We start from the raw sequence: 16,198 nt of genomic DNA on the forward strand, positions 1-16,198 counted from the left end.
TTCTGAAGTTTAAAAATTGTTTTATTAAAAATTTATATTAAAGGTATGCCTTTGAATGATCTTTTTGAACAAGTAAAAAATAGTTATGATATCGTAGAGGTAGTTTCAAATTATGTTAAGCTTAAAAGGGTTGGTAGAAATTTTGTAGGTCTTTGTCCTTTTCATTCTGAAAAAACTCCCTCCTTTGTAGTAAGTCCTGAAAAACAGATTTTCAAATGTTTTGGTTGTGGTATTGCTGGAGATGTAGTAACCTTTTATATGAAAATAAAAGGTATAAGTTTTAAAGAGGCACTTTTAAATCTTGCTGAAAAAGCTGGTATACATGTAGATAATAGGGTTTTTATTGAAAAAAAGAGGCAAAGCGAATTAGTAGAAATAAATTATAAAATAGCTAAATTTTATCACCATCTTTTATATTTTCATGAATCTTCAGAAAAAGCAAGGGAGTATCTAAAAGAAAGAGGAATAAGCGAAGAAACTATAAAAATTTTTCTTTTAGGTTTTGCACCTTATGAAGGAAGAGTTTTATCAGGATATCTTCGTTCTTTTAAAGAAGAATTAAAAAAAGGGGAAGAGCTTGGAGTTATAAAAAAGGGTGCTGATGGATCCTATATAGATCTGTTTAGAGGTAGAATTGTTTTCCCTATATTTAATACCAAGGGAGAATGTGTAGGGTTTGGAGGAAGAGCTTTAGAAAAGGATGAAGAGCCTAAGTATCTAAATACCCCGGAATCCAAAATTTATAAAAAATCAGAGGTTTTATATGGACTTTATCAGGCTAAAGAATTTATAAAAAAGGAAAACATAGGTTTTTTAGTAGAAGGATATTTTGATTTTCTTAGTCTATGGGAAAAAGGAATAAGGAATGTAGTAGCTACCTGTGGAACAGCTTTAACAGAAAGGCATGTAAAGATTCTTAAAAAACTTAGTGAAAACTGGATTATATTTTATGATGGAGATTTAGCAGGAAAAAAAGCCACTTTAAGAGCAATCTCTTTGTTTTTAAAAGAGTCCATTTTTCCAAGGTGTGTAGTCCTTTCTGAAGAAGATGATCCTGATTCTTGGGTAAGAAAAAAGGGTCTTAAAGAAAAGGAACTCTTAAATGAGCTTCAAAACATGAGCACAGATGCCATTTCTTTTGTTCTTTCTTTTTATAAAAAAGATTATCAAATAAACCCATCCAAAACTTTTAAAGAAATGATAGAAATTTTTAAACCTGTAGAAGATCCTATTTTGAAAAACCAGATAGTAAAAGAATTAAGTTTTCAATTAGGCCTTCCAGAGAATGAAATTTTTAAGTGTTTTTCTCAAAAAACACCTGTTTTAAAAGAACAGTCCTTGGAAGAAAATTCAGAAATATCAGAAAGTAAAGAAGATATTTGTTTTAAAATCATAGCTCAATATCTTGTAAATTATCCTGAAGATTTTCCGATTTTAGAAGAAGTAGGATTGACAAAGTTGCTTGAGTATAATAATTTTTCTAAATATACTAAATTTTTAAAATATTTAATAGAAGAGTTAAAGAAAAAGGAGCCGAAAATAGATTATGTTCCTGATTTAGAGTTTCAGGAGATTTTAAGTGATATTCTTTTAAATCCACCTTTTGAAGAAAAGGAGGAAGTTTTAGAACAAATTAAAAGATTTATTTCCAGAGAACTTGCTAAAAAAGAGCTTAAAAAAATAGCTGAAAATTTAAAAATTTTCCAATCTCAAGGAGCTAAAGAGGAAATAGAGAAATATCTCTGGCTTTTAAAAAATTCTTTAGCAAATAAAAGAAATAGCCATATAAATAGCTAAAAGGAGGAAATAATGAGCCTCCAAAGCAAAAAAAATTTTTGTTTATTTGATGAAGAAGAAATGGTTTTAGAGGAGGTTTCAGAAAATGACGATTGGGTTGAAGAAGATGTAGGAAGTCTTAAGAAAAAGAAATCAGCAGATCCCATAAAAATTTATTTTAAAGAAGTTTTTTCTCATAAACTTTTAACTAAAGAGGATGAAGTTAGAATTGGACAAACTATAGAAAAAAATGAGAAAATAATTTTAAATGAAATCTTAAATTTCTATTCTTCTACAGCTAAATTTTATCATCTACTAATTCAATCTGAAAGACGTAAGAAATTAGCTTTGCTTTTTAAAGATTGGGAAGAATTGGAAAAAGACGAAAATAAATCTAAGGAATGGTTAGAAAAACTAAAACAAATTTTAGCAGAAAGTTTGGATAATTCCAATAATAAATATAATTTGAAATTAAAGGCCAAAGCTATAGATTTGATTTATGAAGTACGACCTACCAAGATTCTTTTAGATGAATTAGCCTGTGAAATTTTGGAAACATATGAAAAAATAAAAAATTTTAATAATTTAAAACTAAAAATTCAGAAAAAATATCTTCTTGATGAAAAGGATTTGGATAATATATTTTCTCTAAATGGAAGTTTTTCCAAAATAGAAAAGTATGCTCAAAATTTTTCCATAACAAAAAGTGATTTAGAGAAAATTAAAAGAAGTTTATTTGAATATAAAAAATTTTTAAAGCGTTTTAATGAGTTTTTTGGAGAGCCTTTAGAAGAAGTTTATAATAGTGGAGAAAAGATTTATCAGGCTTTTCAAGAGATCAAGAAGTGTAAAGAAGAGCTTGTTAAATCCAATCTTAGATTAATAATATCATTGGCAAGAAAATATTCTCCTAAGGGAATGTTTTTAGCTGATCTTATCCAAGAAGGAAATATAGGTCTTCTGAAAGCTATAGAAAAATTTGATTATAGGAAAGGATTTAAATTTAGCACTTATGCTACTTGGTGGATAAGACAAAGTATCACCAGATATTTAGCTGAAAATACTCGGACTATAAGAATTCCTTTGCATATAATTGAAACCATTTATAAAATTAGCAAAGTTATTTCTACAAAGTTTTATCAGGAATATGGAAGAGATCCTACCTTAGATGAACTCGCTAAGGAGACAGGGCTTTCTATAGAAAAGTTAAATTATGTTTTTAAAGTTATGAAACAACCTGTTTCATTAGAAACCACAGTAGGAGATGAAGAGGATACAACTTTAAGAGATTTCATAGAGGATCAAAATGCTGTAAAACCTGATGAAGCAGCTTTTAATATGGCTCTTTCTGAAAAAATAAGAGAATTATTAAAAACCCTTTCTCCTCGTGAAGAAAAAATTATTAGACTAAGGTTTGGTATAGGGGAGAAGGAATCTTGCACCTTGGAAGAGGTGTGTAATAAATTTGGAGTAACCAAAGAAAGAATTAGACAAATAGAAAGTATAGCTTTGAGAAAATTAAAACATCCTAATAGAATAAAATTATTAAAGAATTTTTTAATATATGGATCATAATAAAATACTTACTGCTAAATTAAAAAAGAAGTTTCTAAATTTCATACAAAAAGATTTTCCTCTTGATAAGCGTCCCTTTTTAAAAATAGCTAAAAAATTTGATTTAGAAGAAAAGGATGTAATAAAAATAATTAAAGAACTTCAGGAAAAAAAAATTATAAGACAAATTTCAGCTATATTTAATCCTCAATTTTTTGGACATAAATCTGGTTTGTTTGCCTTTAAAGTTCCAGAAGAAAGGCTTTCAGAAATTATAGAGATTATAAACAGCCATCCAGGTGTAAGTCATAATTATTTAAGAAATCACCTTTATAACCTTTGGTTTATTTTGGTTGCTCTTCCTGAAAAAAATTTATTAGAAGAAGCCCAAGCCTTAGCAGAAAAATGCGGTATAAAAGAATATTTATATCTCCCAGCTTTAAGGATATTTAAAATTTCTACAATATTAAATCTTGGGGATGCCAAGAGTTTTAGTAATGAACAAGGAGAATTCGTAAATTCGCAAGATTGTAATTTAATATTCACCGAATTTGATAAAAAACTTGTTAAGGCTTTACAAGAGCCTCTTAAATTAGAAAAAACCCCTTTTAAAGATATAGCAGAATCTTTAAAGATTTCAGAGGAAGAGCTTTTTGATTGGATAAAAAAAATGAAGAAAAAAGGAGCTTTAAGAAGATTTGGAGCTTTGATTAAGCATGATAAAGTAGGATATAAGATAAATGTAATGGTTGCTTGGGAGGTAAATAAGGATAGGCTGGAGTCTATAGCTAAAGAATTAATTAAAAAACCTTTTATTACCCATTGTTATGAAAGAAAAACTTATCCTAATTGGCAATACAATCTTTATACTATGTGTCATTTCAAAGAGGAAAGAGAAAAAGAAATAATTCCTGCTTTAGCTAAAAAATATGAGATTGAGAATTATCTTATGTTAGAAACTTTAAAAGAATTTAAAAAGGTTAGACTAAAACTATTTTACGATTTAAAAAAGGATGTTACATAGTTATAACCTATAAAAAGAACACCAGCTGTAATTATAATTCTTATTAATTTTTGAGGCATGTATTTTTGAAGTCTTGCACCAAAAAAAAGACCCAAAGCACCACCTATTCCAAAAAGTAGTCCCAATAACCAATCTGGCTGATGTCCACCTAAGGTAAAAATGATTACTCCCACTATAGAGGTTATGCATGTTCCTGCCAGTGTTGCCCCTGCAAAAACATAGGCTGGAATTCTAAAGAAGGCAAGTAAAATGGGAGCCATTAATGCTCCTCCACCAATTCCATAAATTCCTCCAATTATTCCAATAAAAAAAGCAATAAATGTAATAAGAAAAGAGTTGAGTTTAAATATTTCTTGAGAATATACAAATTTTAAAGTCTTCCAGTTAAAAATTAATGTTTTCGGAGGTTCTGAAGAAAACCTGATCTCTTTTTTAACCGCAAAAATTTCGTATATTAATCTCATAGCTATACTTAGAAGAACCAATCCTACTAATAATTTAAATCTTTTCAATTCTTCAAAAAAGGAAATCCTTAAGAAATAACCTACGATTACTCCAGGAAGGGTTCCCAGAATAATTATTAAAGTGAGGGGCAGGAAAAATCTTTTTTCTTTCCAGTATCTGTAAACTCCAAAAGGTATGGAAAAGACATTATAGAGATGATTGGTAGCACTTACAGAAGGTGTAGTAAATCCAAAAATACTTACTTGAAAGGGAAGAAGTAAAAAGGCACCACTTACCCCTCCAGAAGCACACAAAAAGGCTATTAAAAAGGTAACAAGAGGAGGTATTAAGATAGAGGTGGTAACCTTAGAGATAGGAAATGTATAGAGCAAAGGCAGATTCATTACTACCCTCCTCCTGCAATTTTTTATGTTACTCCTCCTTAAGTTTGTTATATCTATAATAACAATCTCTATACCATGATGCATTTTTAGGTCCTATTTCCAGAGCTTTTTTGTAATTTTTCAAAGCTAATTGATATTTTTCTTCTTTTTCATAAATTCTGCCTATGTAATAATAAGAGATTCCATTAAAAGGCACCAATTCTTTGGCTTTTTCAAAAAATTTTAGAGAATCATCAAATTTTTTGAGTTTAAAATAAGTAATTCCTGCTAAAATATTAGCAGAAAAGAAATTTGGATCATAAATGAGTGCTTTATTAATATATTTTTGAGCATCTTTAAATTTTTTTTCTTTTAATTTAATAGAGGTTAAATAAACATAAGCAACAGTATTTTTAGAATAAAGTTCTGTAGCTTTTTTAAAATAGAATTCAGCTTTTTTATAATCTAAATTTTTATAGGCTTTTTTTCCTTTTTCTACATAATCGTAAGAACTTTTTGTTTGGAGTAAAAGTTTTTTAATTTTGTGGAACTCAGCAGTGTCTTTTATAAGAACACCTGAGGGTTTTAAAAGGGCAATATATTTTTTGGCTTCTTTTATTCTTGTTTCTGGAAGAGGATGGGTGGATAACCATTCTGGTGGTCTGTATTTTTCCAATTTTTTAAATTTTTTAAAAATTTTTATTATTCCTTCAGGGGAATAGCCAGCTTTATAAGCAAAAAAGATTCCATATCTATCTGCTTCTCTTTCTTGATTTCTGCTAAACTTGAGAGTTAAAAGAGTAGCTGAAATTTGCCCTAATTTAAATAAGGCCTCACCAGATAAATCCTTAGGAAGGAAAATACTTCCAATTTGCAATATTAAACTTAGGGCTAATTCTTTTTCTAAAAATTTTACGTGGTGTCTTGCATTTATATGAGCAAGTTCATGTCCTAATACACAAGCTAATTGACTTTCATTGTCAAGTTGCAATAAAAGTCCTCTGGTGATAATTACAGGTCCTCCTGGTAAAGCAAAACTGTTAATGACTCCAGAATTCACTACATAAAATCTATAAGGTAGATTTTTTCTAAAAACAACTTTTGTCAGTTTATAGCCTATAAAAGATACATAATTTTGAACTTCTTTTTCAGGATAAAGTCCTTCGTATTCATCTATAGAAGAATAAGTATAGAGCTTTCCTAATTGAATTTCTTTTTCTTCAGGAATAAGATCAAATAAAGTTCCTTTTGAACCAGTATAAGGAGTACAGGAGGATAATAAAAGAGAAAAGAAAACTAACAAAAAAACTTTTATAAAAAATCTATTCATTTTGTAAAAAACTTTATTATATTTTATAAAAAAAAAGAAGACAAGTTTTATTTTGTATAAAAAAATAAGAAAAAACTTTATAAAAATAAAAATTTTGCAAATTTTAACTAAAAGATTTTGGTTAATTTAAAAATTTTTTAAAATTTTAAGGAAAAAACTTGACAAAAAATTTTTCTGATATATTTTAAAACCCGTTCCTAAAATCTTCTATAAGGGGGGATAAAAATGAAAAATACAGAAAAGTTTGAGTATGGTTTTGGTCAGCATTTGATTATTGATGGTTATGGAGCTAACCGTGAGAAATTAATGGATTTAGATTTTATATATAACTTCTTAAGCAAATATCCAGAAGAGATAGAGATGACAAAAATTATGCCCCCTTATGTATTTAAATATTATGCTCCTGTACCAGAAGATTGGGGAATTTCTGGATTTGTAATAATAGCTGAAAGCCATATTAGTATTCATACTTTTCCTGAAAAACTTTATTTAAGTGTAGATGTATTTTCCTGCAAGCCTTTTAATGCTGACAAGGCTATTGCTGATATTACTCGTATTTTTGAAATTAAGAAAAGTGAAATTAAATTCTTTGATAGAGGTTTAGAATTTCCCCGTTCTATCAGAGCAGTAGAAAATTTTGTTCGTATGGAAAGAAAAAACTTAATTTTGTAAAGAAGAGATGAAGCTCACATTTTTAGGGCTACCTGATCATCCTCAAGCACGGGTAGCCCTTATTCCAGCTCCTTTAGAGCTTACTACCTCTTGGAAAAAAGGAACTAAAGAAGCACCTATAGAAATTCTTAAAGTAAGTCCTAATATGGAATTTTTTGATGAAGAGGTTTTTTTAAATCCCTATGAAAAATTAGGTTTTTTTACTTATCCTGTTCCTGAACTTTCCTTTGAAATAGAAATGGCTTTAAAAAAAATTTCTCAATATGTAAGAGACACTCTTAATTTAAAAAGGTTTCCTATAATCATAGGAGGAGAACATACCGTTACTTTAAGTAGCATCAAGGTTATTAAAGAATTTTATCCTGATTTAAAAATTTTGCATTTAGATGCTCATTTAGATCTTAGAGATGAATATAATGGCACTAAAATTAATCATGCTACAGTAATGAGAAGAATTTATGAAATGGGAATTCCTATTTTAAGTGTAGGCATAAGAACTTTATCCGAGGAAGAATATGAATTTATCAGAAAAGAAAATTATCCTTTAATTTGGTCTAAAGATTTTAAAGAAAATCCTTCTCAAAGCTTAAAAGTTATAGAAAATTTTATAAAAGAGGGAAATATATATTTATCTCTGGACATAGATGTTTTGGATCCCTCTCTTGCACCAGGGGTAGGTACTCCTGAACCTGGAGGATTGAACTGGTTTGAAATTTTGCAAATACTTAAATCAGTGGTTAAATATAATCTGATTGGTATGGATTTAGTAGAGGTGAAACCCGATCATATTAATCCTATTACAGAATATATAGCAAGTAAGATAATTTTTAAAGTTTTGGCTTATTTAGCAAAGAAATATGAAACAGCTTAATAAATATGCAGATCTTCTTTTTGAAGTGGCATTTCTTAAAAGAATAGAAAGGACTGGTTATCCCTATTTAGGAACAGGAAAAGAAAATATAGCATCTCATTCCTTTGGAGTGGCTTTTTGTGCTTGGATTTTAGCAGAGCTTTCTGGAGAAAAGGTAAATAAAGAGAAACTTCTTAAAATGGCTTTAATTCATGATCTTCATGAGACACGCACAGGGGATTTTAATGCAGTAAATAAACTTTATAACAAAGCTGATGAAAAAAGAGCATTTGAAGATGCTTTTGAAGGTATTCATCTAAAAGAGGAAGTTTTAACTCTGTGGAAAGAATATAGAGATATGGAAACCCTTGAAGCAAAATTAGTGCATGATGCAGATGTAATAGATTTAATTATACAGTTAAAAGAACAAAAAGATTTAAATAACCCCTATGCAGAAAAATGGATAGAATATGCCAAACCAAGGCTTGTTACTCCAATTGCCAAAAAGCTGTTAGAGGCTATTTTAAATACAGAATGGTGTGCTTGGTGGTATAATTTTTTAATAAAGAAGAATGCCAATAAAAACTATAAAAGAATTTCTTAAATTCTGCACTCGTTGTGGCAAATGTGTTCCTCTATGTCCTTCTTATCAGGTTTTTAAAGAAGAAATTTTTTCTCCAAGAGGAAGAATTTTTTATCTTTTGCAAGATACTTTTCATAAAAGTTTTGATTTTTGTCTTATGTGCGGAATATGCGAAAGAAATTGCCCTAATGAAGTAAGTTTTCCTGAAGCTTATTTAGAAATTTTAAAGGAAAAAAAAGAAAATTCTATTTCTAAAGAATTTTTAAAAAAATTTGCTTCAGATCCTTTAAAAATATTTTTAGAAATTAACAATTGGTTACATTTAATTTCCGTAGAAAATAGAAAAATAAATTCCAAACTTAAGGAAAGATTTTCTAAGCAAGGAGATATAGTTATTTATTATTCATGTGATTTAAAATATTTTTATCCCCAAGTTTTAAGAAATTTTGGTTCAATTTTGGAAAAATATAACTTAAATGCTTACATGCCTTTGGAAGTAGAGTGTTGTGGCGCTCCTTTTTTAAATTTGGGTTACATATCTTTACTAAAAGAAAAGGCACTTAAGAACTTAGAGGTTCTGGAAAAAACGAAAGGTTTTTTAATCATGTTTTGTGCTACTTGTTTATGGATTTTTAAAAAAATTTATCCTCAAATTTTCAAAGGGAGTGTTTACGAAGATAGATTTAAAAGACTTGCTGAGAGAGTTATATCTGGTTATAGATTTTTATCAGATTTTGCAGAAGAAGAAATAGAAAAATTAAAAAATCAAAAAAAAGATGTGATTTTTCATCTTCCTTGCCACTTGACAGAAGATTTTAATCTGGTAAAAAATAAATTAGATATAAAAGATTTTTGCTGTGGTTCTCCAAAAGCTTCTCTTTGGTTGGAAGGTTTTCAAAGAAGGTTTAAAAAGAATTGGGTAAAAAATTTAGAAAATATTGATATTTTAGCTACTTTTTGTGCAGGTTGTTATTTAAATTTTAATTTACTATTGAAAAGACCTCCTCAAATAAAACACTGGTTTGAGCTTTTATGAATAAATATCCTTCTTATTTAGACCTTTTAGAAACAGGAGAGCTTGACAAAAGAATAGAAATTTTGTATGAAAAATTTAGGTCTTGTGATCTTTGTCCTAATAACTGTAAGGTAAACCGTTTAGAAGGAGAAAAAGGTTTTTGTAGAGTGACTAATAAACCGATAATAGCAAGCTATGGTCCTCATTTTGGAGAGGAAAGGCCTTTAGTGGGACAAAATGGTTCTGGAGCTATATTTTTTACTTATTGCAATATGGCTTGTGTTTATTGTCAAAACTGGGAAATTAGCCATTTAGGAGAAGGAGATATTATAGAAGTTGAAGATCTTGCTAAGATCATGATAATTTTACAAGTCTGGGGCTGTCATAATATTAATTTAGTTACTCCTACTCATCAAATTCCTTTTATTGTAAAAGCAATAAAAATAGCTGCGGAAATGGGTTTAAATCTCCCTATTGTTTACAATTGTGGTGGCTATGAATCCTTAGAGACTTTAAAACTTCTTGATGGAATAATAGATATCTATATGCCTGATATTAAGTATATGGATGATAAGGTAGCTTTAAAGCTTTCTAAAGTTAAAAATTATTCCAAAGTAGTAAAAGAGGCAGTTAAAGAAATGCATAGACAGGTAGGAGATCTAATTATAGAAAATGGTATAGCTAAAAGAGGATTGATTATCAGGCATTTAGTTTTACCAGGAGACCTTTCCCAAACAGAAGAAGTGATTAAATTTATATCAGAAGAAATTTCTAAGGATACATATTTAAATCTCATGGATCAATATAGGCCCTGTGGAGATGCTTGGAAATATCCACCTCTTGATAGAATGATTACTAAAGATGAATGGGAAAAAGCACTGAATTTAGCTTATAAATATGGTATTAAAAGGCTTGATGATAGAAGAGCCCGTTTCTTATAATAAAATTTTTGCAATTGGAGATATTCACGGTTGTTTAGATAGCTTGGAAGCACTTTTGGATATTCTTCCTGTGAATTGGGGAAGAGATTTAGTAATTTTTTTAGGAGATTATATTGATAGAGGGCCATCTCCCAGAGGTGTGATAGAAAAAATCATAAAACTAAAGAAAAATTATCCTCAGCATATTATTACTCTTAAAGGAAATCATGAATGGCTTTTTGAAAGATTTTTAAAAGGAAAAGATGTGGATATCTTTTTGTATAATGGAGGAAATGTAACTTTAAGAGATTATTATAAAAATGGATATTTAGAAATCCCTGAGGAACACCTTAAATTTTTAAAAGAACTTAAACTATTTTATGAAGTTGAAAATTATCTTTTTGTGCATGCTGGAATAAACCCTCAAAAAGATTTGAAAAACCAGACAGAAGAAGATTTACTTTGGATAAGAGGAAGTTTTTATTATGCTAATGTTAGATTTTCCAAAATTGTTGTTTTTGGACATACTCCATTTAGTGAACCTTTTGTAAAAGAAGATAGAATAGGTATTGATACAGGATGTGTTTATGGAGGAAAACTTACTGCAGTTATGTTGCCAGATAAAAAATTTTACCAAGTAAAATGTAGGAGGAGGTTTTAATGCCAAGAGATGATGAAAGAAAAAGATTATCTTGGAGAGAAATTGATAAACTGAAGGATCAAAGTGGTTTTAGTAAAATTAGAAAAAAACTTGAACGTTCAGAAAGATCAGGTCATAAAGAGGACTTTAAAGCAAAGGAAAAATACTTGAAAGAACTGGAAAAGCTTTTTATAGATAAAACTGAATTAGAAAAACAAGAGTTTTTAGAAAATTTGCATAAAAGTTATGGCACAAGAAATTTTAAGAAACTTGCTAAAGAATTTGTAGAAAAATATGGTATGCCACAGGATTGGAGAACTTTGATTTTGTTTTTAGATCTTGATGATAAAAAACTTGTTTTAGCCGCTTTAGAAAAATTAAAAGAAGATTTTCCTAATAGGAATATTTCTGAAAAACAAGGTATAATTTCTAAATTAAAAACTTTAGCCCTTACTTCTAAGGATGAAACCATAGGATTTAAAGTAGAAAAGACTTTAAAAGAACTGACTTTATAGATCGGAAAAAAAATTAAAAAGGAGGTTTATCGTGTTTACAGAGGTTTTAGAAAAAGCTTTTAATGAACAGTTAAAATGGGAAATTTATTCAGCTTATCTTTATATTGGTATGGCAGCTTATTTTGAAGAAAAAAGTTTAGATGGTTTTGCTCATTGGTTTAAAGCTCAGGCTGCTGAAGAGCTAATGCATGCCTCTAAATTTTATAAATTTATATTAGAAAGAGGAGGAAAAGTAATTTTAGAAGAAATCCCCAAACCTCCCTTTGGTTTTTCCACACCTTTTGAAGTTTTTGAATATGCCTTAAATCATGAAAAGGAAGTAACCAAACGAATTAATGATCTTATGGAATTGGCTAAAGAAGAAAAGGACAATGCTAGTCAAATCTTTTTACAATGGTTTATAACAGAACAAGTTGAAGAAGAAGCTTCTTTTAATAATATAGTAGAAAAGCTTAAAATAGCTGGGGATAATCTTCAAAGTCTGGTATTTTTAGATAAAGAACTATCTCAAAGACCCTTAGATTTAAATCAGATTTTTCTTTTAACAAAAGCATAAATTTATTAAAATTTGTTAAAAATGGATAATTTGATAGATGAATTTTTAGGTTATTTGATTTCTGTTAAAAATTATTCTTATAACACACTTTTATCTTATAGTTTTGATCTAAAAGATTTTGGGGATTTTTGTGAAAAAAGAGGACATAAAAAATTAGAAGACGTTATTGTAGTAAAAGAATATCTGGAAGAATTAAAAAAAAGAGGTTACAATCCTTTTACTATAGCGAGAAAACTTTCAAGTTTAAAAAGTTTTTTTAAGTTTCTTGAGTTGGAAAAGGGTATAAATACCCAAATTTTTTTATTTTTAGAATCTCCCAAATTACCTATAAGACTGCCCAAAGTTTTGAGTCTGGAAGAAATAGAAAAGCTTTTATCTGTTCCTGATCTTAATACTCCATTAGGATATAGAGATAGAACCATGCTTGAGGTTTTATATGCTACAGGGCTAAGAGTTTCTGAACTGGTAAATTTAAAATTAGAAAATTTTAATTTAGAGCTTGGTTTAGTAAAGGTTTTAGGAAAAGGATCTAAGGAAAGACTTATACCCTTAGGTGATTATGCTTTAAATTTTTTAAAAAACTATTTAGAAAATATTAGGCCTAAATTTTTAAGTTCTAAAAGTAAAAATTTTGTTTTTCTTAACATAAGAGGAGGAGCTTTAACCAGACAGAGATTTTGGCAGATTATAAAAGGGTATGCTAAAAAATGTGGTCTTGAGGATAAAGTTACACCTCATGTAATAAGACATTCCTTTGCCACTCATCTTTTACAGGGTGGAGCAGATTTAAGAGCCCTTCAAATGATGCTTGGTCATAGCAGTTTAGCTACTACACAAATTTATACCCATCTGGATTATAAAAAATTAAAGGAAATCTATGATAAATTCCATCCCAGAGCTTAGGATTTTAAAAATAGATCTAAATGATTTTTTAAATTTTGTAGCTCCTCAAAAAGAGCTTAAAGAGATTCTTTTGAGATCAGCAGAGCTTGCTAAAAAAAGAGGAGAGTTTTTATATTTTGCTGGAGGAGTGGTAAGAGATTATTTTTATTTCCAAAAAATTACCAGTTTTAAAAAAGAAACTATTAAAGATCTGGATATAGTTTTGCAAGGAAATTTGGAAGAGTTTTTAAAAGAGTTTTTGCAAGGAATAAAAGGAAAAATCATTTTTAAATCTCAATTTTTGACTTATAAAGTAAAAATTGCTCTGGATTCTCAAGAGGTTTTTATTGATTTTATTACTGCAAGAAAAGAAACTTACGAAGGCATAGCTCAGTTACCTAAGGTAACCCCTTCTAATTTTAAAGATGATATTTTAAGAAGAGACTTTACTATAAATACTCTTATAATAGGACTTTCTCCACCTTATGAGGGATATTTGATAGACTTGTTAAAAGGATTAAGAGATTTAGAAAAAGGCATAATAAGACCTTTATATTTAGATTCCTTTGTTGATGATCCTACCAGAATATTTAGAGGAATAAGATATAAGGTAAGATTTGATTTTGGGTTCTCTAAGGAATTTAAAGAGGCATTAAAAAGATGTTTTGAAAAAGAGGCTTTAAAAAAACTTACTCCTGCAAGACTTTCTAATGAATTAAAACTTTTTTTAAATAAAGAACCAAGAGAAAAATTAAAAGAACTTTTACAGGTTACTCAAGATTTAAAAATTTTAGAAAAAGCTGGTATTAAGGTTAATGAAAATATAGATTTAATGATAGAAATTTTAAAAAAAATGGAAAAAAGGCTGAATTCAAAGGAAAAAGAGAAATTTTTTCTTTTAGGTTTGATTGATTTTCGTGATTTAGAATCTGTTGAGCTTTTAGGTTTTGCTAAAAGTGAAATAGAAGATTTGAAAAAATATTTTAAAAGATTTGAAGAATATTATAAAAATTGGGAAAACTTAACTTTGGAAGAAAAAATAGAATTTTTAGAAAAACTACCTGTTTATTTTATGCTGAGTTTAGCTGTTAATTTTTCAAAAATCAAAGATGATGTCTTAAAATATTTAAAGGTGTATTCCAGAATCAAGCCAGAGCTTGGAGGAAAGGATTTAAAAAAATTGGGTATAAAAGAAGGAAAAAGGATAGGAGAGATTTTAAGGCTCTTGAGATTTAAAAAAATAAAAGGAGATCTTAAAAACAAAGAGGATGAAATAGAATTTGTTAAAGAATTTCTCTTGAAGAAATGAGAAATTTAATTTAAAATGTTTAAAATTCTTTAAAAAGGAGTTTTATTTTATGGAAAATTGGGTTCAAGAATTAGAAAATTATCTCAATAAATTTTCTGCTGATATTTCCATAGGGAGTGTTGTTTCTGGAAAGGTAGTAAAAATTTCAGAAGATTATGTTTTTATAGATATTGGTTTAAAAGGAGAAGCCCTTCTTCCTGTTTCTGATGTTAAAACAGAGGAAGGAAATTTATTAATAAAAGAAGATGACCATATTCAAGCTTTAGTAGTAGGGAGATCACAAAGTGATGGATCTTTTATTTTATCCTTTAAAAGATTAAAAGAAAAGGAGCTATGGGAAGAAATAAAGAATTTTTTTAAAGAAAAAAAGTCTATTATGGTAAAAGTAATTTCTGAAATTAAAGGAGGCTATCAAGTAAAGTATAAAGAATTAATAACAGGTTTTTTACCTTATTCTCAATCTTATTTTAGAAAAAAAACTGAAACTTCACAGGAGCTTGTGGGTAAAGTTTTAGAAGTGGATATTCTTAAAATAGAAAACAGAAGTTTTATAGTATCAAGAAGAAAACTTTTGGAAAGGGAATATAAAAAGAAAAAAGAGAATTTAATAGAGAAGATAAAAAAAGAAAGTGTTTTAGAGGGATCAGTTAAAGATGTTATAAAAGGAGGATTTTTGGTTGATTTAGAAGGGGTTTTAACAGGCTATTTACCTTTTAAAGAGCTTTCTTGGCAAAAACTTGATGATCCCAAAAATTATTTAAAAAAAGGAGATAAGATAAGAGTAAAAGTTATTTCCTTTGATCCTGTTAAAGAAAGAATAAAACTTAGTATAAAAGCCTTAATTCCTGATCCTTGGGAAAAAGTGGGAGAAAAATATCAAGAAGGTCAAAAGGTAAGAGGTAAGATCACCAAGATATTCAATTTTGGTGCTTTTTTAGAGGTTGAGCCTGGTGTAGAAGGTTTAATTCCTAAAAGCGAAATCACATGGAATAAAAAAGTTAAAATAGAAGAGGTTTTAAAAGAAGGGGATTTAGTTGAGGCCTTAATTTTTGATTTAAGACCTTCTGAAAGAAAAATGCTTCTTAGTTTAAGGAAGCTTGAGCCAAGTCCCTGGGAAAAACTTGCTTCTGAAGTAAAAGTAGGAGATATAATCTCGGGAAAAATAAAAAATATAATAGATTTTGGTATATTTGTAGAAATAAAAGAAGGAATAGATGGTTTTATCCATATCTCTAATATCTCCTGGAATAGAATAGAAGACCTTTCAAAAGTTTTCAATGAGGGAGAGGAAATACAGGCTAAGGTGTTAGAAATTGATCCAGAAAAAAGGAGGTTACAGTTAAGTCTTAAACATTTAAAACCTGATCCTATGGAAGAAGTTTTAAAAAAATACAAAGTAGGAGATGTGTTAGAGGGTGTTATTAAAAAAGTTCTTTCCACAGGATTAATAGTAGAGATTTTACCTGAAGTTCAGGCTTTTATCCCTTTAAAAGAATTAATAGAAGATTCTACAAAATTTAAAAAGTCTGATAAGTTGTTAGAAAATTATAAAGAAGGAGAAAAGATAAAAGGTAAAATAATCCTTTTAGATCAAGAAAAAAGACGCATCCATTTGTCATATCAAAGGTATTTAAAAGATTTGGAAAACAAGGAAATAGAAGCTTACAAGGTTTATTTTCAGAAGACTACAGGTATAACCTTGGGAGAGCTTCTTTCTAAAAAATTAAAAATAAATTAAGGTGCTA

Annotated in this window: 16 protein-coding genes; 14 read left to right on the forward strand and 2 right to left on the reverse strand. The window is 28.5% G+C overall.

Annotation, left to right across the window (positions count from 1 at the left end; translation table 11 throughout):
• Window positions 1-45 precede the first annotated feature (45 nt).
• Genes dnaG through ahbA form a run of 3 tightly spaced genes read left to right on the forward strand, consistent with a single transcriptional unit; the run spans window position 46 to window position 4,354 of the window.
• A complete protein-coding gene (gene dnaG, locus CC87_RS08570) occupies window positions 46-1,797 on the forward strand; it encodes a DNA primase (protein ID WP_051920456.1) in 1,752 nt (583 codons plus the stop codon).
• A 12-nt stretch (window positions 1,798-1,809) separates the two neighbouring features.
• Window positions 1,810-3,351: a sigma-70 family RNA polymerase sigma factor gene (locus CC87_RS02415; protein ID WP_051920458.1), complete on the forward strand. Its 1,542-nt coding sequence runs from the start codon at window positions 1,810-1,812 to the stop codon at window positions 3,349-3,351.
• Window positions 3,341-4,354 (forward strand): siroheme decarboxylase subunit alpha, encoded by a 1,014-nt coding sequence (ahbA, locus tag CC87_RS02420; RefSeq protein WP_038055794.1) that lies wholly within the window; start codon window positions 3,341-3,343, stop codon window positions 4,352-4,354. The genes CC87_RS02415 and ahbA overlap by 11 nt, the downstream gene beginning before the upstream one ends.
• Here the strand turns inward: ahbA and CC87_RS02425 are convergent.
• Both CC87_RS02425 and CC87_RS02430 read right to left on the reverse strand, forming a co-directional pair.
• On the reverse strand, window positions 4,327-5,202 hold the full coding sequence (locus tag CC87_RS02425; protein WP_038055797.1) for a sulfite exporter TauE/SafE family protein: 876 nt from the start codon (window positions 5,200-5,202) through the stop codon (window positions 4,327-4,329). The two genes, ahbA and CC87_RS02425, sit on opposite strands and share 28 nt — an antisense overlap.
• Before the next feature lie 28 nt (window positions 5,203-5,230).
• Window positions 5,231-6,511, reverse strand: a complete 1,281-nt coding sequence (locus CC87_RS02430; RefSeq protein WP_038055799.1) for a beta-barrel assembly-enhancing protease — start codon at window positions 6,509-6,511, stop codon at window positions 5,231-5,233.
• 225 nt (window positions 6,512-6,736) lie between these two features.
• Between CC87_RS02430 and speD the strand changes: the two genes are divergently transcribed.
• The 11 genes from speD to CC87_RS02485 are packed head-to-tail and all read left to right on the forward strand — an operon-like array spanning window position 6,737 to window position 16,191.
• Window positions 6,737-7,183 carry an adenosylmethionine decarboxylase gene (gene speD, locus CC87_RS02435; RefSeq protein WP_038055801.1) on the forward strand — a complete coding sequence of 149 codons (447 nt, stop codon included), beginning with the start codon at window positions 6,737-6,739 and terminating at the stop codon, window positions 7,181-7,183.
• 7 nt (window positions 7,184-7,190) lie between these two features.
• Window positions 7,191-8,054, forward strand: a complete 864-nt coding sequence (gene speB / locus CC87_RS02440; RefSeq protein WP_038055803.1) for an agmatinase — start codon at window positions 7,191-7,193, stop codon at window positions 8,052-8,054.
• Window positions 8,041-8,637, forward strand: coding sequence for an HD domain-containing protein (locus tag CC87_RS02445; RefSeq protein WP_038055805.1), 597 nt, complete (start codon window positions 8,041-8,043; stop codon window positions 8,635-8,637). The genes speB and CC87_RS02445 overlap by 14 nt, the downstream gene beginning before the upstream one ends.
• Complete coding sequence (locus tag CC87_RS02450; protein WP_038055807.1) at window positions 8,606-9,652, forward strand: (Fe-S)-binding protein; 1,047 nt, start codon at window positions 8,606-8,608, stop codon at window positions 9,650-9,652. Before CC87_RS02445 ends, CC87_RS02450 begins: the two co-directional genes overlap by 32 nt.
• Window positions 9,649-10,572 (forward strand): radical SAM protein, encoded by a 924-nt coding sequence (locus CC87_RS02455; RefSeq protein ID WP_038055809.1) that lies wholly within the window; start codon window positions 9,649-9,651, stop codon window positions 10,570-10,572. The genes CC87_RS02450 and CC87_RS02455 overlap by 4 nt, the downstream gene beginning before the upstream one ends.
• Window positions 10,547-11,212 (forward strand): metallophosphoesterase family protein, encoded by a 666-nt coding sequence (locus tag CC87_RS02460; protein ID WP_038055812.1) that lies wholly within the window; start codon window positions 10,547-10,549, stop codon window positions 11,210-11,212. The genes CC87_RS02455 and CC87_RS02460 overlap by 26 nt, the downstream gene beginning before the upstream one ends.
• Complete coding sequence (locus CC87_RS02465; RefSeq protein ID WP_038055814.1) at window positions 11,212-11,706, forward strand: hypothetical protein; 495 nt, start codon at window positions 11,212-11,214, stop codon at window positions 11,704-11,706. Before CC87_RS02460 ends, CC87_RS02465 begins: the two co-directional genes overlap by 1 nt.
• 31 nt (window positions 11,707-11,737) lie before the next feature.
• The gene (locus CC87_RS02470) at window positions 11,738-12,262 is read left to right on the forward strand and encodes a ferritin (protein WP_038055817.1); all 525 of its coding nucleotides are present in this window, start codon (window positions 11,738-11,740) and stop codon (window positions 12,260-12,262) included.
• A 21-nt stretch (window positions 12,263-12,283) separates the two neighbouring features.
• Window positions 12,284-13,165, forward strand: a complete 882-nt coding sequence (gene xerD / locus CC87_RS02475) for a site-specific tyrosine recombinase XerD (RefSeq protein ID WP_038055822.1) — start codon at window positions 12,284-12,286, stop codon at window positions 13,163-13,165.
• Window positions 13,140-14,453, forward strand: coding sequence for a tRNA nucleotidyltransferase/poly(A) polymerase family protein (locus CC87_RS02480; protein ID WP_038055825.1), 1,314 nt, complete (start codon window positions 13,140-13,142; stop codon window positions 14,451-14,453). Before xerD ends, CC87_RS02480 begins: the two co-directional genes overlap by 26 nt.
• A 49-nt stretch (window positions 14,454-14,502) precedes the next feature.
• Entirely contained in the window at window positions 14,503-16,191 is a 1,689-nt protein-coding gene (locus CC87_RS02485; RefSeq protein ID WP_038055827.1) for a S1 RNA-binding domain-containing protein, read from the forward strand.
• Window positions 16,192-16,198 lie beyond the last annotated feature (7 nt).

Source organism: Thermodesulfobacterium hydrogeniphilum (genome assembly GCF_000746255.1).
Lineage (GTDB): Bacteria > Desulfobacterota > Thermodesulfobacteria > Thermodesulfobacteriales > Thermodesulfobacteriaceae > Thermodesulfobacterium > Thermodesulfobacterium hydrogeniphilum.